The 24,370-nt window shown below is 37.0% G+C and carries 21 protein-coding genes and 3 pseudogenes; 10 read left to right on the top strand and 14 right to left on the bottom strand.

The window, feature by feature from the left end; translation table 11 throughout:
- Positions 1–68 precede the first annotated feature (68 nt).
- Positions 69–1,031, top strand: coding sequence for a sporulation hydrolase CotR (gene cotR / locus AD710_RS10485; RefSeq protein ID WP_049627952.1), 963 nt, complete (start codon positions 69–71; stop codon positions 1,029–1,031).
- Positions 1,032–1,096: 65 nt separating this feature from the next.
- On the opposite strand, the gene AD710_RS10480 is transcribed toward cotR, so the two are convergent.
- On the bottom strand, positions 1,097–2,359 hold the full coding sequence (locus AD710_RS10480) for an MFS transporter (RefSeq protein WP_049627951.1): 1,263 nt from the start codon (positions 2,357–2,359) through the stop codon (positions 1,097–1,099).
- 21 nt (positions 2,360–2,380) lie between these two features.
- Positions 2,381–3,286, bottom strand: coding sequence for a bifunctional helix-turn-helix transcriptional regulator/GNAT family N-acetyltransferase (locus AD710_RS10475; protein WP_049627950.1), 906 nt, complete (start codon positions 3,284–3,286; stop codon positions 2,381–2,383).
- 311 nt (positions 3,287–3,597) lie between these two features.
- On the opposite strand from AD710_RS10475, the gene AD710_RS10470 reads away from it, so the two are divergent.
- On the top strand, positions 3,598–3,915 hold the full coding sequence (locus tag AD710_RS10470) for a PadR family transcriptional regulator (RefSeq protein WP_049627949.1): 318 nt from the start codon (positions 3,598–3,600) through the stop codon (positions 3,913–3,915).
- Positions 3,902–4,471 (top strand): DUF2812 domain-containing protein, encoded by a 570-nt coding sequence (locus AD710_RS10465; RefSeq protein ID WP_016937138.1) that lies wholly within the window; start codon positions 3,902–3,904, stop codon positions 4,469–4,471. Before AD710_RS10470 ends, AD710_RS10465 begins: the two co-directional genes overlap by 14 nt.
- A 343-nt stretch (positions 4,472–4,814) precedes the next feature.
- On the opposite strand, the pseudogene pdxR reads toward AD710_RS10465, so the two are convergent.
- The 4 genes and pseudogenes from pdxR to AD710_RS10445 form a co-directional block, all read right to left on the bottom strand.
- Positions 4,815–5,777: pseudogene (pdxR, locus tag AD710_RS10455) on the bottom strand (MocR-like pyridoxine biosynthesis transcription factor PdxR); the annotation flags it as partial.
- Between the two features lie 275 nt (positions 5,778–6,052).
- A complete protein-coding gene (locus AD710_RS10450) occupies positions 6,053–7,456 on the bottom strand; it encodes an MFS transporter (protein ID WP_049627946.1) in 1,404 nt (467 codons plus the stop codon).
- Between the two features lie 35 nt (positions 7,457–7,491).
- A pseudogene (locus tag AD710_RS20330) lies at positions 7,492–7,860 on the bottom strand (BCCT family transporter); the annotation flags it as partial.
- A 479-nt stretch (positions 7,861–8,339) separates the two neighbouring features.
- Positions 8,340–9,110: a TSUP family transporter gene (locus tag AD710_RS10445; protein WP_049627945.1), complete on the bottom strand. Its 771-nt coding sequence runs from the start codon at positions 9,108–9,110 to the stop codon at positions 8,340–8,342.
- 739 nt (positions 9,111–9,849) lie between these two features.
- Here AD710_RS10445 and AD710_RS20040 point away from each other — a divergent pair.
- Positions 9,850–10,114 (top strand): annotated as a pseudogene (locus AD710_RS20040) (T7SS effector LXG polymorphic toxin); the annotation flags it as partial.
- A gap of 34 nt (positions 10,115–10,148) precedes the next feature.
- Here the strand turns inward: AD710_RS20040 and AD710_RS10440 are convergent.
- From AD710_RS10440 to AD710_RS10430, 3 genes are all read right to left on the bottom strand, one after another.
- Positions 10,149–11,597 (bottom strand): DHA2 family efflux MFS transporter permease subunit, encoded by a 1,449-nt coding sequence (locus AD710_RS10440; protein WP_049627944.1) that lies wholly within the window; start codon positions 11,595–11,597, stop codon positions 10,149–10,151.
- Positions 11,598–11,761: 164 nt separating this feature from the next.
- Positions 11,762–12,949 carry an MFS transporter gene (locus AD710_RS10435; RefSeq protein WP_049627943.1) on the bottom strand — a complete coding sequence of 396 codons (1,188 nt, stop codon included), beginning with the start codon at positions 12,947–12,949 and terminating at the stop codon, positions 11,762–11,764.
- 291 nt (positions 12,950–13,240) lie between these two features.
- A complete protein-coding gene (locus tag AD710_RS10430) occupies positions 13,241–15,577 on the bottom strand; it encodes a molybdopterin-containing oxidoreductase family protein (protein WP_049627942.1) in 2,337 nt (778 codons plus the stop codon).
- Positions 15,578–15,818: 241 nt separating this feature from the next.
- Between AD710_RS10430 and AD710_RS10425 the strand changes: the two genes are divergently transcribed.
- Together AD710_RS10425 and AD710_RS10420 are read left to right on the top strand one after the other, a co-directional pair.
- Positions 15,819–16,697, top strand: a complete 879-nt coding sequence (locus tag AD710_RS10425) for a LysR family transcriptional regulator (RefSeq protein ID WP_049627941.1) — start codon at positions 15,819–15,821, stop codon at positions 16,695–16,697.
- Between the two features lie 448 nt (positions 16,698–17,145).
- Positions 17,146–17,607 (top strand): CarD family transcriptional regulator, encoded by a 462-nt coding sequence (locus AD710_RS10420; RefSeq protein ID WP_016937143.1) that lies wholly within the window; start codon positions 17,146–17,148, stop codon positions 17,605–17,607.
- A 621-nt stretch (positions 17,608–18,228) separates the two neighbouring features.
- Here the strand turns inward: AD710_RS10420 and cspC are convergent.
- Both cspC and AD710_RS20325 read right to left on the bottom strand, forming a co-directional pair.
- Entirely contained in the window at positions 18,229–18,432 is a 204-nt protein-coding gene (gene cspC / locus AD710_RS10415) for a cold shock protein CspC (RefSeq protein WP_003156143.1), read from the bottom strand.
- A gap of 356 nt (positions 18,433–18,788) precedes the next feature.
- A complete protein-coding gene (locus tag AD710_RS20325) occupies positions 18,789–18,920 on the bottom strand; it encodes a molecular chaperone TorD family protein (RefSeq protein ID WP_082083375.1) in 132 nt (43 codons plus the stop codon).
- Between the two features lie 183 nt (positions 18,921–19,103).
- On the opposite strand from AD710_RS20325, the gene AD710_RS10410 reads away from it, so the two are divergent.
- Complete coding sequence (locus AD710_RS10410; protein ID WP_049627940.1) at positions 19,104–20,132, top strand: Delta(5) desaturase DesA; 1,029 nt, start codon at positions 19,104–19,106, stop codon at positions 20,130–20,132.
- A 183-nt stretch (positions 20,133–20,315) separates the two neighbouring features.
- On the opposite strand, the gene AD710_RS10405 is transcribed toward AD710_RS10410, so the two are convergent.
- Positions 20,316–20,954, bottom strand: a complete 639-nt coding sequence (locus tag AD710_RS10405) for an NAD(P)-dependent oxidoreductase (protein ID WP_049627939.1) — start codon at positions 20,952–20,954, stop codon at positions 20,316–20,318.
- Between the two features lie 172 nt (positions 20,955–21,126).
- On the opposite strand from AD710_RS10405, the gene AD710_RS10400 reads away from it, so the two are divergent.
- On the top strand, positions 21,127–21,570 hold the full coding sequence (locus AD710_RS10400; protein WP_049627938.1) for an Rrf2 family transcriptional regulator: 444 nt from the start codon (positions 21,127–21,129) through the stop codon (positions 21,568–21,570).
- Here AD710_RS10400 and AD710_RS20320 read toward each other — a convergent pair.
- The gene (locus AD710_RS20320; protein ID WP_049627937.1) at positions 21,536–22,033 is read right to left on the bottom strand and encodes a hypothetical protein; all 498 of its coding nucleotides are present in this window, start codon (positions 22,031–22,033) and stop codon (positions 21,536–21,538) included. The two genes, AD710_RS10400 and AD710_RS20320, sit on opposite strands and share 35 nt — an antisense overlap.
- 30 nt (positions 22,034–22,063) lie before the next feature.
- Positions 22,064–22,504, bottom strand: coding sequence for a MarR family winged helix-turn-helix transcriptional regulator (locus AD710_RS10390; RefSeq protein WP_016937147.1), 441 nt, complete (start codon positions 22,502–22,504; stop codon positions 22,064–22,066).
- Positions 22,505–22,748: 244 nt separating this feature from the next.
- Between AD710_RS10390 and AD710_RS10385 the strand changes: the two genes are divergently transcribed.
- On the top strand, positions 22,749–23,168 hold the full coding sequence (locus AD710_RS10385) for an organic hydroperoxide resistance protein (RefSeq protein WP_029575264.1): 420 nt from the start codon (positions 22,749–22,751) through the stop codon (positions 23,166–23,168).
- 74 nt (positions 23,169–23,242) lie between these two features.
- The gene (locus AD710_RS10380; protein ID WP_049627936.1) at positions 23,243–24,190 is read left to right on the top strand and encodes an alpha/beta hydrolase; all 948 of its coding nucleotides are present in this window, start codon (positions 23,243–23,245) and stop codon (positions 24,188–24,190) included.
- Positions 24,191–24,370: the final 180 nt, after the last annotated feature.

Here is a 24,370-nt window from a genome sequence, read left to right as displayed (position 1 = left end):
ATCCATACAATAGATTCTGGTTGAACATATACTGAATGATAGTTTTCATTAGAAAGGAGACATCAGCTTTGGCAAAATATCGGATCATGACCTTTGATGGGGGAGGTACGTTAGGTGCTTTAAGTTTACAGCTATTGAACAGACTGGTTAAACAAAATCCGACTTTAATAAGCCGAACCCACGTGTTTTCAGGAAATTCAATCGGTTCATTCACTGCCCTTGCATTAGCCAGCGGAAGATCGCCGCATGAGACATTCCGCTATTTCAAGGAAAAAATCCTGCCCGCATTCAGCGTTTCCCGGCCGGGCGGACCCGTTTTCAATCAACAATTACCATATTCCGGTTTTATTAAAGCAGTACGGAATTTTTTCCCGGCAGATCTTCGTCTCAAAGATTTAAGAAAGCGAATTGTTGTCCCTTCATTCAAATTATACTCTCCAAAACTGGATCGTTGGACTCCTGTATTATTTCACAACTTTCCCGGCTCTCCCTATTTAAATGAGAAAGTGAGTGATGTCATACTGCGGAGCAGCGGTGCCCCTGCGACGCAACGCGCCTATCAAAACTACGTGGACGGATATGTAGTAGCAACGAATCCCAGTACAGCCAGTATCGCGTTTGCAGTTGGTAAAGCCAACGTGCCATTGGATCAAATTGCGATATTGTCCATCGGAACAGGTGAAGCCCCGACCCGTTTAAGAAGAGATACGAGGGGATGGGGAATGGTAAGTGCAGATAACATACGGCCCGAAAATCTGAAGAACCTTCCTCCAAATTGGGGAGTCCTTTTGGACAGGTCGCCTAATGAACCTTTACTGCCATTTCTTCAGATAATTGCTGGCGGAAATGGTTACTATGAATCTATGGTCAGTGCGAATCTTCTGGGAGATCGTTTTTTCCGTTTAGATCCGCGGATTCCGAACTTCTCCAAAACGGACCCTGCCGTCGTTCCCGCTGTCATTGAAATTGCGAACAAAACCAACTTACAGCCTGCAATTGAATTCATAGAGAAAAACTGGAACAACAAATAAGAACAGACAAAATACCAAGGGTGGAAAAACCCTTGGTATTTTTAGATGCGGCCCGAGAGAACTGATTAATATGAAACTGAATCGGTCTCCGGCTTTTGCTCTTTTTTTATTTTCACCGTTTCAGGCAGTAAGAAAGTAAATATTGCCGCCCCAAACAAAATAATAATTGAGAAATAAAAAGAAAGATCATAGTTACCCATTTCACTATAAAGAAAACCCGGTACATAAGCTCCCAGTGCTGATCCTATCTGATGGCTCAGGAATAACCAGCCTAAAATAAATCCAACTGAATATTGCTTAAAATATTGCGTGGCTAACATTTGGGCAGGAGCTACAGTTGCAAAATCAACCAGCCCAAACAGAATTGCAAAAATAAGTAATATAACCGGATGATGACTGTATAACAGGATGCAAATTGATAATGCGCGGATGACATATAAAAGAATAAGCATCTTTTTACTGCTCCAGCGGTCTGCCGCAATCCCTGAAATGATTATCCCCAAAATATTAAATCCCGCCAACACACTAACTGCAGCACTGGTTACACTTGTTGAAAACCCATGGTCATGAGAAAAAGGAATAAGGTGAGTATCCATCAGACCTGTAGTTGTAAAACCGCATATCGCAAAAGGTAATATTAAAAACCAGAATTGTTTCTTGCTAAATACTTCCCAAACAGAAATGCGGGTCGTATGCTGCCCACTTCCAGCTTCTTCTTTCATAAAGCCGCCCATAGGAGATAACCCCATCTCGCCGGGATGATTCCGTAAAAATAACAGGATGACAGGAAACACAATAACCATTAAAAGCAGACCCAAAATCACTACAGTTAACTTCCAGTCAAACCATTGAATCAAAATGAGAGAGCCGGGAACAAGAAGCATCTGACCAGCGCCAAACCCCGCCTCCATAATTCCAAAAGCAAGCCCGCGTTTTTCATTAAACCAATTTGTAACCACAACAGTTGCGGCTACATTAGATGCCCCTCCAACACCGATGGAGATAACAACTCCGTAAAGGATAAATAATTGCCATGGATGATTCACAAAAGAAGTTAAAATAAAGCTAAGCCCGACCAAGAAAGTGCTGACTGACAAAATCATTTTGGGGCCTAGTTTATCAACCAGCCTCCCTATTATGGGCTGAGATATGCCATATATGATAAAACTCAGAGTAGAAATAAGTGAGATTGTTCCTCTGTCCATAGAAAAATCTTTTTCCCACGGTTCAACAAAAGCTCCAAATGAAAGACGTGCCCCTTGAACCGCTAATAAGGTTAAAAAACTGACAAAAACAATGATCCATGCGTAGTGATATTTTATTCGCATCCTATCCCCCCTCACTCTTATTTATAATTCCAAATCCCAGCGCTCTTCTATTAAATTTGATCCCCATAAAGGTTTCTCTTTATGAACTTCTGTCATTTCGAATCCGGTTTTTTTATACAATGGCCGGGCTGTTGACATGTCTTTTACCGTCCAAAGAAATATGCGCTCGTATCCATTTTCTTTACAATATTGCACAAGTGCCTTCATTAGACGGCTGCCGACACCTTTTCTTTGAAAAGACGGATCGACTAAAAACCATCTTAACTGTCCTGTTTTTTCATCGTCATTCACTAAGCCGATACAACCCGCAAAGGTATTCCCGCTTTCCGCCACCCATATTTTTTCAATATCAGCTTTAAACGTATCGCGAAGATAAGATAAGAATGTGTCATCCCACCCATGGGATTTGGCATAAAATAATCGCTGTTTTTCAATTATGTTTTTGACATCCTCTGAAGTATAATAGTCTCTTATTGAAATCGGAGATTCTTTATCATAAAAAGAATGCTGCAAAATGTTTTGAATGGTTTCCATTGAATCTACAAGTTTTTCTTGTTCCTCTTTGTCTATGCATTCAAGTATATATTCAACTTGATGATTGGCTTTTTTCTCCAGACTTTTATAAATACTTTTCCCTGACTCGGTGACATAAAGGAAATGATTACGTCCGTCTTCTATACATTTTTGCTTATATATGAAGCCTTCCTCTTCGAATTTTCTGATAATTCTACTTACATATCCTCTGTCCAGATCTAACCTTTCTTGAATGATTTTTGCTGTACAATCGGGCGTATTATAAATTTCGTACAAAATCCTGGTTTCTGTTAAAGAGAATGGGCTGTCATAAATATGTTCATTCAGAAAACCCAAAATATCTGTATAAAATCTATTAAATTGTCTGAATGCCAAAACACGTTTTGTTTCCAAATTGATGTACCTCCTCCAAATGATTGACTTAAGCAACTTTTTTTCATCGTAATCGAAACAGTTGCTTAAGTCAACTATATTTTTCATTCCTTCTGCCTTTTTTGTAATGAGCACCTTTTATTTCTAGAAATAAAAAACACATTGAAAATAAACGGACTGTTTCATCGGAGAACCGTTACGCACCGCCATAAATTCTTTTTTACTTCAAGTTCCTTTTACAAATTTTGAAAAACTCATTGACTATTCAGTTGAACTGTATTACATTATTATAAAGTTGAACTATATAGTCGAACTGAATAGAGGGTGAGGATATGAAACATAAATTATTACCGCTGTCTGAAACCATGCATTACATTTTATTAGCTCTGCGTGAGCCGCTTCATGGCTATGCCGCCATACAGAAGATAGAAAAGATGAGTAACGGTACTGTTATTTTAGCGGCCGGCACATTATACGGCGCGATTGAAAACTTGAATAAGCATGGCTGGATTGAGCCTGTCGGAGAGTCGGGCCGGAGAAAAGTCTATATGATAACTGCAGAAGGAAGCGCCATTTTGAAAATGGAACAAAACAGGTTATTGCATATTTTATCCCTGTACGAAGGAAGTGAATCGAATGAAGAAATTTAAGATGTTTTTTGATATTGAAAAAGAGGAGCAATGGCTGAACGAGCAATTACAAAACGGCTATCGTTGTACAAATATTAGCGGATTAGGAATATACACCTTCGAAAAAACCGATAAGAGATATGTAATGCGAGTGGATTATCAAGATTATTTATCAAACAAAAAGTTCAAAGATTACAAAGGAATTTATGAAGACTTCGGCTGGAGTTATATAAATGGCCCGTGGGGGCTTGGAACTCGATATTGGCAAAAAGAAGATGATGGTCAAAATGAAATCTTCTCGGATCGCCAATCAAAGAGTAATTATTATAAAAGATTAATGAGTTATTCATCAAGTTTTGGTTTCCTGTGTTTGTTTATTTCTTATATGTTTTACAAGGATTCAGGTTTATATTTAGCTGAAGGCCTGTGGAGTATGGAAGGCTCAATGTTTTGGAAAGCATTTTTATTTGAAACTCCATTTGCCATTTTGAGGTCGCTTCCCGCCCTTATGGCTGTTATCTTCGGCATCAGTTTCTATAAAGCGTATCGAAAGTATTCAATGTTAAAAGAAGAATAATGCGGGGAAGTTACATTCAAAAAAGTAATGAAGGATCATGTCCTGCCACAGTCGGGCGCTTTAACGCCCTGAATTCACTGACAGACCAGACGGCTTATTTAAAAACAAAAAATACCAAGGGCGTTAAAACCCTTGGTATCATTGGGGTGCGGCCGAGACGGCGTGACATTTTTAAAACAGATGAAGCAAAACATTCTTGAAACCAGCTCTTCTACTCGTTTCATCCCGAAATGATCCTCCCCTATTTAGCGGGGATTTTTTTCATTCAAGGTTTTTGGAAATGTTGCATGTTAAACTGAATACAATTTAAATTTCCAGAAAAATATCCATTCAAGTACAGCGCCTATAATGTTAATGCTTTTGCAGACAAAGCAGCTTTCAACCTTCGTATCCCTTCTTCTATTTCTTTCTCAGCTAAATTTCCGTAACCTAAAATAATTTTGTTTTTATGAACCCCTTTCTGGATCGTATGGAGTTCAACCGGGTAAATTTTAATTTTATGCTGATCTAACTTTTTCAGCACCTGTTCAGAAAAAATGACATTTTCAAAACTCGCTATTAAATGAAGACCTGTCGAATCTCCAAATATCTTGACCTCATCTCCAAATTCACGGTTCAGGCTTTGTTTTAAAGCCTCACGACGTTTCTTATACACTTTTTTCATTTTACTAATATGGTGTTCTAGATAACGATCCTCAATAAAGTTTGCAAGTGTAAGCTGCTCCAAGGAAGAGGTATGAAGATCTGTAAACCATTTTAGATTCTTACACTTCTCAACGAGAGACGGCGGAAGAACTAAATATCCAAGACGCAGTGCCGGTGATAAGATCTTACTGAATGTACCGATATAAATAACTCTTGACGGGTCTAACCCCTGAAGGGAACTTATAGGTGATCCCTTATATCGAAATTCACTATCGTAATCATCCTCTACGATATAACAATTTGATTGACGCGCAAACTGTATTAATTGAATACGGCGTTGAATTGTTAATGTACCGCCGATTGGGAATTGATGAGACGGAGTAACAAATACAAAACTTGGTTTTTTATCGTGGGGCAGCAGCTCCGTTCGCATCCCATTATGATCTACTGGTATAGGGTAAAGCGAGCTGCCGGGTGATGAAAAAATAGTTTGAATTTCATGTGTAATAGGATCTTCAATAATGACTTCATCACCCGGTGACAATAACAATTTTGCTATAAGGGAAAGTCCTTGGGTTGCACCTGAAGTGATTACAATTTGGTCAGGATGACAATGAACCCCTCTTGTTCTTCTAAGATACCTTGAAAGGACGTGCCTTAATAGGATTATTAGTTAGCGTACAAGTTCCCCATATAGAAAATAAAAAGCCAGCTCTCCCCGGGAGAAGAACTGGCATACCAAAGCTTCTTGCTTCTTATTTTGCTGTATTGCTCGGACCTTTTAATTTCTCTTCGTTCTTGCGTCAATGTTTTATTATTAGGACACAACCAATTAAATAATGACGATCGAGAAGCTGCAGTCATTTCTGCTGGGATAATCCCGGATTATTCTGAGTCTGTATTTCGAGTAGTCGGTCAATTATATGGATGCTTTTTTCATTCCTTTTCTGTTTGCTCCATTTTCCACCACAGTGAATCTTTTGGATTTTCAACAGCTTCTTGAAACTCAGCTTTAGAAGCAACTGTTGGGTAAGAACCTTTTAAAGATTTACCTGAAGTATCTTTAAATAAGGTTAACACAACGATTAAGCCAATTAAACTAACTGCCAATAAATAGAAACCTGGCGCCAAATTGTTTCTTGTCACATGGGTTAACCAAGAAGCAACTAAAGGTGTTGTTCCGCCAAAAATAGAAACCGATAAGTTGAATGTCCAGGATAATGTACGATATCTAATGTCAGTATGGAACAACGTAGGTAAAGATCCTGGCATAGTACCTTCGTATACAGATAATACAATACCTAACAATAAAAGTCCTATAAATAAGAATGTTATATTCCCCATATTAAGAAATTGGAAAGAGATAATCGAAAATACAATTCCTAATACTAATCCAATTGTTATAACTTTTTTATTTCCTAATTTATCTCCCAGTTTACCAAAAGTTAAAGCGAACGGTACCATAATAATCAATACAATTGCTGTAACCGGTGTACTTATATTATCACTTATACCAAGGTTCTCATCTAAATAAGAAGGCATATAACCTAACAATAGGTAATTGGTTATATTGAAAAACGCCACAAATACGATACATAAAAAGATATCTTTTTTATATGTTTTAATTACTTCTAATAAACCTGGTTGTCGTTCTTGGTTTTCAGAGATGTCATTTTCAAAGATTGGTGATTCATCTAAATGACTTCTCAAATACAAACCAAATAATCCAATTGGAATACTTAAGAAGAAAGGAATCCTCCATCCCCAACTATTCATTTGAACATCAGATAAAGTCCAGAAAAGTACTGTAACTAAAACAGAAGCTACTATATAGCCAGATAATGTGCCGATTTCTAAACCACTGCCTAACCTTATACGTTTATTATCTGGAGAAGATTCTGCGATATATACCATTGCACCAGCGTACTCTCCACCCACAGAAAAACCTTGCAGAATACGAGCTAAGAGTAATAATATAGGGGCCCATACACCAATCTGATCATAGGTAGGAAGTACACCAATTATTAAAGTAGATAAAGCCATCATTAAAATAGTAATTGTTAATACCATTTTCCGGCCAAATTTATCACCCATTTTACCAAAAATAATTCCGCCTACCGGTCTAAGTAAAAAGGCAATTGCAAATGTAGCAAAAGTAAATATTATCTTTAATTCATCGTTTTGAACCGGACTGAAAAAGTTTTTACTAATAATAACTGCCAAATAAGAATATAAAGCAAAATCAAACCATTCCATCGCGTTTCCTATCCCTGTAGCAAACACGCTTTTCTTCGCTTTTTGAATATCTACAACGTTAATTTTTTTCTTGTTGAACTTCATTTAATAATATCAACTCCTTAATGATCAAATCCACATGATACAAGCGGATAAACGGTCCAAGCGTGCAGTCCCAGAATGTATAGCGTAATGCTTCTCTAAAAGTCTGGGGGTTTCTGTTTCACCTGATGGAGAGCTAATGGCATAGTGGCGATTGGTTCAACTGGGCCTTAAAAGACTGGACCAATATCCATCTCAGCGCCAAATAACATTGTAAACCAGGGAGGAAGGATGAAATTCAGTTTTTTCGCTGGTTTTCTTAACTTATTTTTGCCGATTGGATTAAAAATAATACAAACAGCAACAAAAAGAGAAACAACCAACAGATAATACAAGCCAAAGTGGTTAGTGATATATCCTTGGGCTGTGGTTGGTATTTTCTGCAGACTGTTTGGAGAAATGATTCCCCTTCATAAGCTCTATTGTGAATATTATCACAATCGAAAAAAAACTTTTATTTCTTCAAAGTATCCTAAACCTTTATTTTAGTTCTTCCATTACGTCTTCCAATATGTTTATTATGTGTTGCAGAAAGATTGAGGTCATTCCTAAGAATTATTTACTGATCCTATCTTTATTACCCCGCAATCAGGTGAAACAAAACATTATAAACGTAGCATACCTTTTTAAAACCTGACAAGCCCAACAGGGTGATAGAAACCCGGCTAAAGCCAAGCTAATCAATGGATAGAAGAAATTTTTTTTGTTTTTCTCAAGGAATAACCGTCTGCGTTTAATCTAGCCCAATAGAAAGAAAAAGAGCAGGAGTCATCCTGCTCTTTCATTCAAAACTTTAATTTGGATGACGAATTTCGTAAACCTTTTCGACTTCTTTACCTATTAATTAGTATGCAGACTGCAAACAGAAGTACTCATATCGCCATCATCAATAATGCATTATAAAATCAAAGATATTTTTTCCTATTAAGATAACAGTAACTAAAATAAATAACATTCTCACATAGGTTACACCTTTTTTAATTGCGAAGTTAGATCCCACAAGTGCTCCTAATATCATTGATATACCCATTGGTACACCATATAAAAAATTAATTTTATGAAGAAAAAGAAACATAATTAGAGCTGCAATGTTACTGCCGAAATTAAGAAATTTTGCATTTCCTGCAGATTGTAAAAAATCGAAGCCTATAATCAAAAAGGCAAATAAAATAAATGAACCCGTTCCTGCACCTAAAAATCCATCATAAAAACCAATAGCGAATATTACAAAAGAAAAAAGAATGGCTTTTTTCCAAGTCAGTTTTTTATAAGTAGACTCATTACCCCAGTTTTTCTTCAAAATAGTGTAAATAGCTACACCTACTAAAAGAATTAATATTAATGGTTTTAATAATTCAGATGAAATAAAATTGACAACTAAAGCACCCAATAAGGACCCTATAAAAACAATCGGAAACAATTTAGAGACTAACTGAAAATTAACTTTTCCTGATCTTATAAAGGTAATCGTACTCGTTAATGTACCCATTGTACTGGCTAACTTATTTGTAGCGATAGCAACTGAAGGCGGGAGACCTGAAAATAACAAAGCTGGTATAGAGATCAGTCCTCCTCCTCCCACTACTGAATCAATAAAAGAAGCAAGAAATCCGAAACATACTACTATTAATAGTGTATAAAAATTAATATCCTCCACTTATAAAATCCCCCCATAATGGTAAATAATAAGAGTGATCAAACTATTTTTCAATAAATAGTTTGATCACTCTGTCCATTATTTTTGCAATTCAAGTTCGATTTTTAAAGGCATACATACATGACTTTTAATAGAACGACTTGCACTTGATTTATTACTATCAACTACAGCAAACATTCTTTGTAACCATCTGTCTTTCCCCATATTTTGGTTTAAAGGCCGTTCGAGCATGTGCCGCTAAATGGTTGTCTAATATAATAAGGTCACCAGGTTTTAGAACTACTCCTGAAGACACTTCCGATAGTGCTTTTTCAGCTCTTCTAATGCCCATCTGGCTTCATCATTTAATCCTTCCATTAAGGAACCATGAATACATAAGTCCGGTTTAATAAATCTTTTTCATTTCAATCCCTTAATGATTTAATTCCAGTATATAAAAAATTTTTTAAAAATTCCACATCTTATTCATTTCCTTTAGGTGACACGTATGGATACGTTCAAAAACACACCAAAAATTCAGGTGTGTTTCAAAAAGGCACTCAAAATTGTAAACCCATATCACTTGTAATGAAGGTTTGTTGCATTGCACTTTCTAACTCCACATTCATCATTTCTATATGTTTGGATAAGTTGGGTTAACCATAATTAGTTAACAAAAACCACCCTTACTTTCCCACTTCTATTCCCATTACGTTCAATTTATTACCTATCCTTCAACAATTTTTTGGGAAGCCCATAAATTATCTATGGTGATATTTGGTTATTAAGTCGCCAAAAAGATTATAAAGAATTGAAAAATCAAATGATTAATTTGAAAAAGCATTTAAGGCTGTTGCTGATCTTGATGATTGTGAGTTCTCTGGGAAGGGAGCAAACAATATTTAAAGCATTTTTTCACGATCACACAGGTGTCTCCGTTCAATGGATTGATTTAATTGAAATGAAGATCGTTTTCCTTTAGCATTTCCGGTGTGCTGGAACATGCCAGCTTATCCGATGCATTTTAGAAGAAAACGACCTTTCTTTTTTGTTTTAATCTTAGGATAAATCATCATTATCTGTTTCAAGATACTGGTCTTTTTTCTTTAAACTAAGGGCTAAAATGAAAGAGACCACCGCAAAGACAATTGCTGCACGATAAGCTGTATGAACACCTTGGGTCATACTTTGTATGTTCAACACCGTTTTGTTGACTTCGTTTGTATGTTGAATATAATGCTGCGAAGCCGCAGCCATAATACTTGTATAAAGAGCCGGACCGATTGCACCAGATACTTGGTTAATGGTATTAGAGATTGCTGATCCATGAGCATGCAGCTGTTTAGGAACTTGATTTATCCCAAGAGTCATCACAGGCCCTATACTCAACCCTACTCCAATTGTAAATGCTGCATAAAGAATGGCAGCTGTTGTCGTAGTCGTTTCGTTTGAAATCTGAGTGAATAAACTTAAAACGATCATTAAAAGAATTAAACCAATGATGATCAGCGGTTTAAAACCAACTTTATCAAACAATCTCCCGCCAATCATCGCTGTAAGTGCCAGCGTGATTCCGCCAGGCAGCATAAGAAATCCCGTTTCTACTGGTGTCAAGCCGGCAGCTGTTTGAAAGTAAAGAGGTAAAAAAAGCATCATCGAGAACTGAATCATCATAATGAGAAACATCAGAAACATCGCTCTTGAAAAAACGGATGACGTAAATGGTTTCATGCTGATCATAGGTGACGAAAGCTTCGTTTGCTGTCTGACGAAGAATGCAAGAGCCAGCACCCCAACGACAAGCGTAATCCATACGATTGGGTTTCCCCATCCAGATGCTTCACCAGCTGTACTAAATCCATAAACAACTCCGCCAAACCCAACTGTCGAAAGAATCACGGATGGAATGTGAATCGTCGGTTTAGATGTTTCAGACACATTTCGAAGTTTAAAGACAGCTATTATCAAAATAAGCACCGCTGCAATTAAAAGCCCCAAGAAAACGATTCGCCATGAATAATATTGAATAATTAAACCAGAAATGACAGGTCCGATCGCTGGAGCAAATAAAATCGCTACGTTGAAAATTCCCATCACAGTTCCGCGTATACTTACCGGTACAAGTGTTAACATTGTACTCATGACTAATGGTAAAACAATACCTGTTCCCAATGCTTGAATCATACGGCCAATAAAGAGCAAAGAGAAAAATGGCGTAATAAATCCAATCAATGAACCAATCACATATAAACACATCGCTGTGATAAACAGCTGCCTTAGTGTAAACCGTTGAATTAAAAAGGCTGAGACCGGTACGGATATTCCGATGATAAGCATATAGCCGGTTGACAGCCATTGTGCGGTGCTTGTTGTAACGTGCAATGTTGAAATGATGCTGGGCAATGCCACATTCATTACAGTTTCACTGATTAGGCATAGGAAATTCCCTAAAATTAAAATGAAGAGAATGACTTTGCTTTGTGTACTCATTTTTTCATTTGTTGTCATGACTTTTCACCTCTTATATCGAAAATAGCTTGTTCGCTGTCTACCTTCAAGGAGCAATACTTTTTTCGTCAGGGACAGTGCAGAAGCGCCTTCGATCCAAGAAGAACTCATTGCCTTGTTTCTTCCGTTTCATTTCCCTATCGTATACACGGCTTCACTGGTTTTTATTTTACAGGTATCACCTCTTCTAAAACATTAGCTGGTTTAGTGAGTTTCCAGCCTAGTAAGATAATAATCAAACCTAAGATGATAAGAAGATATAATGCAGGAACAAAACTTCCTAAATAATCATGAAGAAAACCGATGATAAATGGGCCCACTGCACCAATCATATATCCAATCGCTTGAGTCATTGCTGACCAAGTACTTGCTTCTATAGATGAAGCTGTTTTATCTATTGGTAATAATAAGGTTAGCGAGACAAGACCACCGCCGCCAATCCCTAAACATATACTTGAAACAACAGGTGTTAAGTTCGTAAAACATAAAAGGGATAAACCAATCATCACACTCAGGGTAAAGAATGTAATCCAAAATCTTCTGCTTGGTATTACCCTCAAGAGACTAGGCAATAAAAGAGTAGCCGGCAGCTGCGCAAGCATAGATATTGTACCGATAAGACCTCCAAATGCTGAAGTTCCTCCTTTTTCCTCTACAATTGCCGGCAGCCAAGCTGCAAAACAATAAAATAAAAGAGTTACCAAACCTACAAAAGAAGTTAATAACCAGGCCTCTATATTTTTTAATGGTAAGGACGCACGCCTCTTTTGTGACGCTTTATTTGTGTGATGATGAGCGTATTTTGTCACTATAAACCAAAGTGGAAGAGCGAATAGAGCAAAAATACTCCAGAATGCTAATCCGTTTTTCCATGAATCATTGAGCAAGCGTTGAAGCGGTGTCGTCAGCCCAATAGAAATAGATGCACCAACGACCATTGAAGTAGAATATATGCCTATCATAGATGCTGCCTTCTCCGGAAAGTAACTTTTAATGAAGCCAGAGAGCAGAGGGCTGACAATCCCAATTCCTGCACCTATAAACAAAGCCGTTATTAATAGGTATATTGAGGAATTTGAAAAGAAACGCAGAAATGTTGCAATACCTATACAGGCGATAAAGAATGTGATAATTTTCTCTGATTGATAGCGATTGGCTAAACGACCAGCAAATAACGAACAAAAACCAAAACATAATAAAGGAATAGAAGTGAGTAGGCTTGCTGACGCAGAACTCATGCCTAGTTCCTTCGTTATTCCGTGTAATACCGGGCTGACTGAAGTGATACCCGGCCTAAGATTGAATGCAGCTAGTATAAGCGCAAATAGAAATAATCTATTACGATTGATCATAGTTGTTACCTCCGATTAATTTCTTAAAGTTTAATTCTCTCTAATGGTACATGAAGTTTTCACATGAATAAAATGCATATTAATTATGTGAGAGATAACAAAAATGATATGAAAAACCACAAATTTAACTTAGTGACGGCTGATTTTAAAAAAGTCACAAGTCTGAGGTAATACGTTTATTAAAAAAACAAAAGCTGATTTCTCCAACCCTAAGGAGCCATCAGCTTCATTGTTATGTCTTTACATGTATTCTATCCCTTATCATTAATACTTAATTTGTAAAGAATGAATCTATGACATCTTATAAATCTGGCAACGATATGATTTTAAGGGTTCGGAACCTGACATGGGATCCAGCTGCTCTATACCTATCAATTGATTCACGTTTGCACCTTCGGCTGAAAATGGATCAAATCCTAATAACTCTAGTTCATCACACTTATCCCACCATCCCGCTTGAGTATATACCGTACCCACGGGTATACTTTGTGTCATTCGAGTGACTGCCTTCATTCTGCCATGAGGAGATACCAATTGAATCCATTCTCCATCATTTAATTTATACATATGAGCTGTTTGTGGGTGAATCTCAATAAAAGGATCAGGATGCATTTTCCTTAGTTTAGCAATATTTCGATGCTGACTATGACAAAAAGATTTTAATTTATTTGAAGAAAGAACTAACGGAAAATCATATGATTTATCCTGATAATACGGAACTGTTAATGGTTTTTCAAATTGGGGCAACGGATCATATCCATGCTGTAACAAAAACTCGGAATAAATCTCCAACTTCCGCGTTGGGGTGGAAAAGCCACTGACTCCTCCATTCTTTTTTTCACTATATTTACAATAGTTTACTTGTAAGGGGATTGATATCCCTGCAGGCTGTGAACGAAGTTGAGCTAATGTTAAATTCAACGGTTCCAGATAGTAATTAAACGCCGCTTCAATATCCCCATTCCAAAACTCTTCTTCATAGCCCATTTCCAATGCCAGATCCATTATAATTTGCAGATCAGGACGAGTTTCCCCAGGAGCCTTTGACATTGCAGGGTTATATTGAATATGTTGAGCCGTTTGTAAACTCCCATCAAAACCAGCCAACAGACTTGGCGACTCCCAGGCATGCGCCGCAGGTAATACAATATCCGCAAACCTTGTCATAGGGTTATGAAACATATCGACATGGACATGAAATTCTAGTTTTTTTAAGGCCTCCATCATATTTCCGCTTCCCGGGTTTTGTGTGACCATATTACTCCCAAAACTTAATAACGCTCTCATAAGATAAGGCGTTTCGTTCAATACAGCATCGGCAAAATCATACCCTGTTGCGGAAATTTTCGGAGCACCTAGGGGCCTCTTCTCTCTTCCTAAACGTTTCTGTTGTTGTGAACGCGTAATCAAATTTTGATCTTTAATTGGATTAACCGGTAAAGACGGAAGGATAATATTCCCTCCCCGCTTATCAAAATAACCGGTCAGACTGTAAAGGATACATAATGCTCGATTGGTTGATGAACTATTTACATGCTGTTCTAAGCCATTCCATGAATAATAAGATATCGGATCTCCATCGCTTAATAATTCCCCAAGTTCCACTAATTTTTCATATGGAACACCCGTTATTTTTTCCACCTTTTCTATCGTGAAAGAAGAGACTCTTTTCATTAATTGAGAAAAAACAGTTTCTGAAGAAACGCTTTCATTTGTATATTCACCTGTAAGCAAAATATTTTCCGACCATGTTTGAGGATCTTCCCGGGTATCAATTTTATATGGCTTCTCATTCTTATCAAGAGCTAAAAATTCATATGGATGATGATTTTCCGGCCGAAGGAATTTCCCCGTTTGCTTATCCACTAAGAAGGGGGCATTGGTCCAATTAAGCAGAAATTTATGATCAAATGAATGATTCTCAATTAAAAAGCGAATACAGCCTAATATTAAGGCACTATCAGTTCCATGATTCGGAGCAATCCATAAATCTGCCGCTGCAGCTGTCGTTGTTCGGCGCGGGTCAATTACGACTAGTTTGCTCCCTCTTTTTTTCGCTCCCATGAGCCTTTTCCATGTCTGAAGATTCGTATCTGCTGGATTGTGTCCCCATATCAATATTAAATCAGCATGTTCAAAGTCGGGTTGAGGCAATCCAACACCGTACGTGTATTTTGATCCCTCATCCCTTGCCCATTGGCAGACATTTGTATGGGAAATATAGTTGGGAGTGCCGTAAAGATTCATCAAGCGCTGCAGGTATGGCCCCCAGTTAAAACTTCCGCTCGCACCAACAGTTGGAAAAGTGTATGATACCGATTCTGCCCCTGTTTCAGAACTGATCTGTTTTAACTTATCAGTAACGGTTTGTATGGCTTCTTCCCATTTTATTCTTTTCCATTTCGGTTCTTCCCCTTTTGGATTCGTTCTTTTTAAAGGGAAAAGAATACGATCAGGATGATTGATTATCTGAGGGGCTGACGCTCCTTTTGGACAGATTCCCCCATTCGGATGACTTTTATCTGGAATCACCTTTTTTAACCGATCATTTTCCGTAATGGATATAACCCCGCATTTTGAAACGCATTGCGAACAAAACCCCGATCTTCTTTTTTCACTAGTATTCATCATACTTCTCTCCTTTTTAAGGTTGAGTTGATTAGTGATAACAAAAAACTAGGAACCTTTTCAGCCGAACATCTCAAATAAGGATCACATATCCTTGTGATTCTTATCCAGCTCTTATTGAATGTCTTCCGCTTGTCTACGGTTATTGTTATTATCTTGATGTTTCATTCTCTTTTATGGTACATTAGATTTCATCATAAATAAAATGCATATTAATCATATGGGAGATAACAAGAACGATATGAATAGATCGCAAATTCAACTGATTGTTAAGATATCAGAAACAGGAAGTTTTACAAAAGCCGGTGAAGAGCTGCACATGACACAGCCTGCGGTAAGTCGTGCCGTAGCAACGATTGAATCGCAATTAGGGACGAAGTTAATTAAGAGAAATAAGAAGAACGGGTTGTTTTTTACTGATATAGGAGAGCGTGTCTTAATTAATTTTAGAAATATCCTGGGTGAATTACAGAAAGTAGATGAATTAATTGCAGCTGAACAAGGATTAGAAATAGGCAAGGTTCATATTGGAGCTTACCCAACTGCGTGCACTAGGTTTATTCCCAAAATTATACGGACAATGGAAGATAAGTATCCTGGTCTTGAAGTTAAGATTTCGGAAGGAAGTGTAGATCAAGTCAAAGAATGGTTACGTTCTAAATGTGTTGATGTAGGAATGATTATTCCTCCCACAGAAGATTTCGATATCGTGCCCTTAATGAAAGATCAATTGATTGTCATTATGCACTCGAGTCATCCTTTATATCAGAAAGAAACAATAGGTATTCCCGACTTACAAGATGAGGATATATTACTTGGAAGAGGCGGTTATGAGTTACAAATTCACTCTTTATTCAAAGAATTTAAATTGAAACCTAAAGTACGGTTTGTCATTGATTATATAGACACAGCATTATGTATGGTACAAGAAGGATTAGGAATTACAATTACAACGAAAAAAAACATTCTATCACTACCGGAAAATGTCGTTTTTCGTGAATTAAAGCCAAACACGTTTAGAGAAATCGGTATAGCTGTTCCAGATATGAAAGATATCTCTAAAGCAACAGATGTCTTTATCCAAACAGCTCGTACTCTTTTCGCTAATGAAAGTGATTAGCATAAAAAATACCTGGGGTCTACAACCCTTGGTATCATTGAGATGCGGCCGAGAGGACATGAACCTCCGCGGGTTATTCACCCACTAGGCCCTCAACATAGTAAATCCATATCACTGGTTATGAAAGCTTTTTTTCATTACACTCTCTATTGTGCCCATATAGATAGCAAACATGTCATTAATGTCAAGTCATGAACTCCTAATGGATATTTAATAACTCATTTTCAATGAAAAACTGAACTCTGATCATTAGTCGAGATTCTAAGATATACACGGACCAATCGATCTTCCCTTTTTTTGGAAACCCAATGGTTCCCTCTTGTTTTGATGTTGTTTTTTTAAAAAAGTTATTGACACCAAAAAATTATCATGTTATTATTATAAATTTGATATCGCTTTCCATATATGTTAACCTTAAGTTGAGTTACCATATATGGAGGTGGATGATATGTTTCAAATTGGCGATAACATTGTTTATCCAATGCACGGAGCAGGTATAATTGAAGCCATAGAAGAAAAAGAATTCTTAGAGGAAAAAGAACATTATTATGTCATAAAAATGTCAATCAGTCATATGACAGTTATGATTCCAACGCGTAAAATAATGAGCTTAAATATACGACCAGTTACTGATATACTTGCATTAAAACACATTATCCACATTTTTCAGCATGGAGAATCAGATAAGTTGCTGCCGTGGAAACAAAGATATAAAGTAAACACAGACAAAATAAAAACGGGTAAAATCCAAGAAGGTGCTGAAGTTGTACGTGATTTAATGCGTATGAAGAAAGAAAAAGCACTTAATGCAAGCGAAAAAAAAATGTTGGATAGTGCATATGAATTTTTGATTAGTGAACTGGAAGTTATTAAAGGAATCACTGAAAATCAAATAAAAAGTTTCTGTTAAGGTTAGATAATGTTTGCTTTCCAAAACATCCTTAAGTTTTCGGAAAATTACGATTAGACGTTTAACTTCTTCAACTTACTTTTAGAACATTAACCTCTTTTATTACTCCTGCAATCTAATCTGTTTTATTTTTAAATTTCTTCAACGAACATTTTAATTTTTATCAAAAAACTCGATGGAATAGTCACTTGATTTTTGTAATCCTGATTCACACTGGCACGGACAAGGAGACGTAAGGATGGAAGAGAGGCAGGGTTTTCATTGTTTTAGGTCTAAGTGATTATTTCCAGAAGAAAAAACAACCCCTCTCCTCTTTATCTTTAAGAATTTCTTACAACTGCTTCCACAGTGAATAGCAATTGTTTATCTTCTTTTCATAAAAGAGATATGCGAATTGTAACAAAGAATAACATACCGTTACAAATCATTTATATATATTCCACATATCGTCAATCCGTTATGTTATACTGTAAACAATCCTTTGAGGTTTTAAACCTTTTTTTTACCTTGTAGCATCTGTCCCTACTCGAACGTTGAGTAGGGTTTTTTATTCAGTATTATACAGAGAACATAAAAAAACAGGCCCTATATAAAGAGCCTGTTTGTATAAACGATTGAAGATTAAGCAGTTTTTTGAACGTTAGCAGCTTGAGCTCCACGAGCACCTTGCTCAACGTCAAACGTTACTTTTTGACCTTCGTCTAAAGATTTGAATCCGTCACTTTGGATTGCAGAAAAGTGTACGAATACATCGTCTCCATTTTCACGTTCGATAAATCCAAAACCTTTTTCTGCATTAAACCATTTAACTGTACCTTGTTCCATTTTTGTTGCCTCCTAGTGTGTTACACATTGTATTACTATCCTTGCCCAAAGTATCATCAAGACGAAAAGTCGATATTCATACTATCCTTTACACGAACAAAAATAATTCTCCTTTATCATAACACGAAACGGAAATAACTGCAAATTAATATCATGTTTCATTTTGTTAAACGTGTCGATACGAGTGCAAAATAAGATGCCTACTAATAACGATGGTTTGAAAACACCGTGAAAATGGATCACGAGTGTCTTCAAAAAAGCTCAGCTGTTTCTTGTTCAAGTACAAGATATTCTTTTAAAAGCAGGGCTGTTCACTGGTATAGCTTTGTTTCTAAAAGATGTTTCCAAACGATTACTCAGGTATACTGTAATGTTTGTTCTTCAAACAATGAATGTTTACGGTCTAAATAAACCGATCCCCATAGGGGAGCATGGAGAGAGTTTGGACCGATAAAGAGCTGGGTATAATCTTCATACGCTTTTTGTATCCCGGCTGGCCATTGCTCATAAAGATTTAATCGAGATGGAGATCAGTTTCTGACCTTCAATCATTTTACATAGGATGAGGAAAGATACTTATTATACAGGGAGGATGACAGCTGGGACTTCAAAGGCCTAAAACGTTTTCTATACTTAGATTAAGAACATCAGGGAAGGGGAAACTTTTAAAAATGAATGAACAAAACCTAAGGACTTTGAGAAAACTGGTTACCCCTTACGAAAAGTCCGATTCACAAAAAAGCATTTATCAAATCATTAACACATTGGTGCCATTTTTCCTGTTATGGTGTTTGGCCTATAAGAGCTTGTCGATTTCTTATATCCTTACATTAGCGATTTCTGTCGTTGCAGCAGGTTTTTTAGTGAGAACCTTCATTATCTTTCATGATTGCTGCCACTATTCATTTTTTAAGAACCGAAAGGCGAATCGAATCCTTGGAACAATTACAGGAATTCTAACTCTGCATCCGTTTGATCATTGGGCACACGATCATTCTGTCCATCATGCGACAAGCAGCAACCTGGACAAACGCGGTACGGGCGATATTTGGGTACTGACTGTTGAGGAATATAAAGAGGCCTCAACGAAGACAAAAATAATGTACCGTTTGTACAGAAATCCGTTTGTTATGTTTATTATCGGACCGATTTACGTCTTCGGGGTTACCAATCGTTTTAATCGTAAAGGGGCAAAACGCAAAGAACGGATGAATACATATGTAACCAACCTGGGGATCGTCGCTTTGGCAGCACTTTTATGTTGGGCTATCGGCTGGAAAAACTTTCTGCTGGTCCAGACGCCAATTTTTATGATTTCGGGATCCCTCGGAATTTGGATGTTTTATATTCAGCATACGTTTGAGGATTCATATTTCGAAGAAGATGAGCAGTGGGAATATGTAAAAGCAGCAGTTGAAGGAAGCTCTTTTTATAAGCTTCCAAAAGTCATGCAATGGTTAACAGGCAATATCGGTTTCCATCATGTTCATCATTTAAGCCCAAGAGTCCCAAACTATAAGCTTGAAATCGTGCATAACAACACTGAACCATTGCAAAACGTTCCGACCATCACACTGGCAACAAGTCTTAAGTCGTTAAAGTTCCGCCTATGGGATGAAGAAGGCAAAAAATTTGTTGGTTTTAACCACTTAAAAAAAACTTCTAAAAGCCAAGTATCAGCTCGGCTAAGAACGGATTAAAAACTAATCGATGATAATGGGCAGTGTACCTTGCAGAATAAAAGTGCAGACTCGCGCAAAGATTTTGTGCAGAGATCAGCACTTTTTTAATGCCAAATGCACTTACAACAAAAAATACCAAGGGTGTCAAAACCCTTGGCATCATTGAGATGCGGCTGAGAGCCTTTGTTTCTGCTCAATAACTTATTCAGCTTCTCCAACAACTGTAAAGCGTTCATTTATATGTTTTGGATTTTCGATTTCATCCAATACTGCAATTGCATAGTCTGCATAGCTGATATAACTTTCGCCTTTCGAATTCACAAGAAGATGATCTTTTCCTGACTGATAAAATCCAGTTCTTTTCCCGTCTGGGTCAAATACCGCTGAAGGACTGATAAATGTCCAGTTAATATCAGAAGTTTCCTTTAGTTCTTGCAAGTTACGACCTTGCCCTTTAGCTGTTGGAATAAAAATCTCAGGGAAATCAGGTGTATCCATTACACTGACAGTTTTATTTTCGTCTACATAAAGACTCCCTGCTCCACCTACAATTACAGCTCTTGTACCCGTTCCTTTTAATGCCCTAATTAATGCCCGGCCAGCATCTACATGTGCCTGTTCTTCTCCTAATGGAGCTCCGAAGGCATTCACAACTACATCTAACTTTTTTAGATCATCCGATGTAAGATCAATTATATTTTTTTCAATGATTGCAATCTTATCCTCTTTAAGTTTTGCAGCATCTCTTACAATTGCAGTTACTTCATGTCCCCTGCTTACCGCTTCTTTCAAGATAAGACTTCCAGCTTTTCCGGTTGCACCAATGATTCCAATTTTCAATTTCCAGTCCTCCTAATCATTCAAAATTTTTAAATGTAACCACATTGATTACATGTAATCATTTTAGTTACACCTTATTTATTTGTCAATGCTTTTATAAAATAAACTTGTAATACATTCAGTTACAAGTGTACTATAAAGAGTGTAAAGTAATTAGGATGGTGAAGAAATCATGTCTATTAGCAGCCGTTTTGCTGTAGGAATTCATATATTGGCTCTTGTTGAAATAAATGAAGACGGAATTAGCACTTCTGAATTTTTAGCTGGGAGTGTAAATACAAATCCCGCCTTAATAAGAAAAATTATGGGGATGCTGAAAAAAGCAGGTTTAGTAAATGTACGGCCAGGTATTGCAGGAGCCGAATTAGCGAAAGATTTAACTGAAATCACCTTACTTGATGTTTATAGAGCAGTTAATGTTGTCCAAGATAAAGAATTGTTTAGTATACATGAAAATCCCAATCCTCAATGTCCTGTAGGCCGGAACATTCAAAGTACAATTGGTCCAATATTTGAAATCGCCCAATCTGCCTTGGAAAAAGCTCTTGGGCATATCACAATTGAGGATGTGGTAAAGGATATTATTGAAAAAGAAAAATTGACCAATAATTGTTAAATGATTTCACAGAAAATCTTTTATCAGACTGAAAACAAAAAGGGACTGGATCATATTGAATCCAGCCCCGTATTGATATTGATTTTTTGATTGAAAAAATAGCTTTTTCAAGTAGTAAGCTTGCGAGAACTTTCTTCTGGCTGATAAAACGCAAGCTGAATATACTTCCGTCATCATATACACAAATTATAGCGTTATCTCTCTTGTACTCATCTGAATCTGCTCGCATTACTTTTCTGACTTTCTTCTCCTGCTTCATCACTTCATTAATTGCATTATCATATTTACTACCGCCGCACGCAGTCAGCAGAAGGATGAAGGTGACTGACAAATCATACGACCTACTATAAGTAAGTGGACAGTAACAGATAAATTTTCTAAAAACAAAAATACCAAGGGTATCAAAACCCTTGGTATCATTGAGATGCGGCCGAGAAGACTTGAATCTCCACAGGTTATTCACCCGCTGGGCCCACCAGCTATATTCATAAAACTATTGCTCAGTTGTCAGCATGTTAAGTAAATTACGAATTTCCTTGTTATAACTTTTAATTTCTTCTTCATTACAACCGGTTTTATCAAATACTGCATTAGGAATTAATGTGACTTTTTCTTTAAACTCATTCCCTTCAGTTGTTAACGTAATAATTACACTTCGTTCATCCTCTTTTGAACGCTCTCTTATAATAAGACCTCGCTCCTCAAGTCGTTTTAAAACTGGAGTTAATGTTCCGGAGTCTAGATATAATTCTTCGCCTAAACCTTTAACAGATATTTTTTCCTTCTCCCATAAAACAAGAAGAACCAAATACTGCGGATAAGTAATTCCTAATTCTTTTAAGAGAGGATGGTATAACTTTATCATTTCACGGGAAGCTGCATAAATCGCAAAACATAGATGATTACTTAACAGTAATTTATCATCATTCTTCATGTTAAATCCCTCACAATATTTATATTCATTGTTACACATAATAGCACAAGAATTACATTAAGTAAAATTGAATGACTAACAATTTAATTAATCACTGTTCTTCATTTTAGTCTAATCAATAATTTAGAGGATTTTAATTGCGATTTTCAATTGAGAACAATTTAATTTTTAAAAATTTAATTGACAATGCTATTTAGATTGGTTAAAATTCAATTGTGTTAAATTCAATTTATAGGGGTGTTTGATGATGACAGTATATTTTACAGCAGAAGCTACAACAAAAGGCGGAAGAGAAGGTCATGTAAAATCTAATGATCTTATTATTGATTTGGATTTAGCTATGCCAAAACCAAATCAAGTATCCACGGCGACAAATCCAGAACAATTATTTGCAGCAGGCTATTCAGCTTGTTATGACAGTGCTCTTCATTTAGCAGCCCAAAGAAAACGATTAAAAATCGAATCAGCAGTTACTGGTAAAGTAAGTTTATTAAAAGATGAAAGTGATAATGGTTATAAACTCGGAGTTGTTTTGGAGGTGGAAATTCAAGGGGTATCTCAAGAGCAAGCGGAAGAATTAACACATGCAGCTCATCAAGTATGTCCATATTCTAAAGCTACTCGCGGAAATATTGATGTACAAATCATTACAACAGCAATGTAAGACGAAAGATGTCAAGATCAATAGATAATAGAATAAAAAAATAATGATTAAAACATATATAAGGAGAGATATCTATGTTAAAGAAAGTACAATTAGAAAAAGCAGCTCAAGAATTTGCAGAAGCAACCGCGAACCCACCCTATCTATTCGACCTTGGACCTGAGAAAGGACGAGAAACTGTAGATGAGGTTCAATCTGACCCAATTGATAAACTGCCAGTTGATATTGAAGACATTATGATTTCAGGAGGGCCGAGCGGACAGGTATCAGTAAGAATAATGCGCCCACAGAATGCGCCTGCGCACCTTCCTGTCATCGTGTACATTCATGGAGCCGGCTGGGTATTCGGTAATGAGCATACACATGATCGGCTCATCCGTGAGCTAGCAGTCGGAGCACAAGCAGCTATTGTCTTTCCAAATTACACCTTATCTCCAGAAGCAAAATATCCGACAGCCATTGAAGAAATCTATGCAGTAGTGAAGTGGGCATCTGAAAATGGCCGTGAGAACGGCATGATTCCCGAGAGTCTAACAATTGCAGGTGATAGTGTTGGAGGCAATATGACTGCTGCTGTCACGCTAATGGCCAAAGCACGAGGTGACTTGAATATCCGGCAACAATTACTTTTCTATCCGGTAACAGATGCTTCTTTCGATACAGAATCCTATCATCAGTTTGCTACAGGATACTTTTTACGCAAGGACGCGATGATGTGGTTTTGGGATCAGTACACAACCAATTCGAATGAGCGTGCTGAAATTACAGCATCACCTCTACGTGCAACTACTGAGCAGCTTCAAGGGCTTCCGCCTGCATTGATTATCACAGCTGAAGCTGATGTACTTCGTGACGAGGGAGAAGCATATGCCAATAAACTTCGTGAAGCCGGTGTTCCGGTCACTGCCGTACGTTTCCAAGGTATCATTCACGATTTCGTGATGCTCAACGCCTTAGCTAAAACTAAAGCTGCGCGCGGAGCAATTGATCTTGCCACAGCCTGGTTGCGTAAAGGGTTTTAATTAATCTATTGTTTCGTCACATAGAGACTGCTGCAAAAAAATAAAAAACAAACAGATCCACTCAAATAATTGAGTGGATCGTATATTTATTCATACAATGATTATATAAAAACAGCACGTGATTATGGTACCGGTGAAATCTTTCATATGGTTGAAGTACACACTCTCACTGTTATTGAA

The sequence above is a fragment of the Bacillus sp. JFL15 genome, from assembly GCF_001184225.1.
In the GTDB taxonomy this organism is placed as follows: Bacteria; Bacillota; Bacilli; order Bacillales; family Bacillaceae; genus Bacillus; species Bacillus siamensis.
The sequence above is the reverse complement of the archived record's forward strand: the minus strand, read 5'-3'. Positions and strand labels throughout refer to the sequence as shown.

Excerpts from the sequence above, each read along its gene's own strand:
- AD710_RS10480 (WP_049627951.1), bottom strand. The coding sequence starts at position 2,359 with ATGCGAATAAAATATCACTACGCATGGATCATTGTTTTTGTCAGTTTT.
- AD710_RS10470 (WP_049627949.1), top strand. The coding sequence starts at position 3,598 with ATGAAACATAAATTATTACCGCTGTCTGAAACCATGCATTACATTTTA.
- AD710_RS10465 (WP_016937138.1), top strand. The coding sequence starts at position 3,902 with ATGAAGAAATTTAAGATGTTTTTTGATATTGAAAAAGAGGAGCAATGG.
- AD710_RS10450 (WP_049627946.1), bottom strand. The coding sequence starts at position 7,456 with ATGAAGTTCAACAAGAAAAAAATTAACGTTGTAGATATTCAAAAAGCG.
- AD710_RS10440 (WP_049627944.1), bottom strand. The coding sequence starts at position 11,597 with ATGACAACAAATGAAAAAATGAGTACACAAAGCAAAGTCATTCTCTTC.
- AD710_RS10435 (WP_049627943.1), bottom strand. The coding sequence starts at position 12,949 with ATGATCAATCGTAATAGATTATTTCTATTTGCGCTTATACTAGCTGCA.
- AD710_RS10430 (WP_049627942.1), bottom strand. The coding sequence starts at position 15,577 with ATGAATACTAGTGAAAAAAGAAGATCGGGGTTTTGTTCGCAATGCGTT.
- AD710_RS10425 (WP_049627941.1), top strand. The coding sequence starts at position 15,819 with ATGAATAGATCGCAAATTCAACTGATTGTTAAGATATCAGAAACAGGA.
- AD710_RS10420 (WP_016937143.1), top strand. The coding sequence starts at position 17,146 with ATGTTTCAAATTGGCGATAACATTGTTTATCCAATGCACGGAGCAGGT.
- cspC (WP_003156143.1), bottom strand. The coding sequence starts at position 18,432 with ATGGAACAAGGTACAGTTAAATGGTTTAATGCAGAAAAAGGTTTTGGA.
- AD710_RS10410 (WP_049627940.1), top strand. The coding sequence starts at position 19,104 with ATGAATGAACAAAACCTAAGGACTTTGAGAAAACTGGTTACCCCTTAC.
- AD710_RS10400 (WP_049627938.1), top strand. The coding sequence starts at position 21,127 with ATGTCTATTAGCAGCCGTTTTGCTGTAGGAATTCATATATTGGCTCTT.
- AD710_RS10390 (WP_016937147.1), bottom strand. The coding sequence starts at position 22,504 with ATGAAGAATGATGATAAATTACTGTTAAGTAATCATCTATGTTTTGCG.
- AD710_RS10385 (WP_029575264.1), top strand. The coding sequence starts at position 22,749 with ATGATGACAGTATATTTTACAGCAGAAGCTACAACAAAAGGCGGAAGA.
- AD710_RS10380 (WP_049627936.1), top strand. The coding sequence starts at position 23,243 with ATGTTAAAGAAAGTACAATTAGAAAAAGCAGCTCAAGAATTTGCAGAA.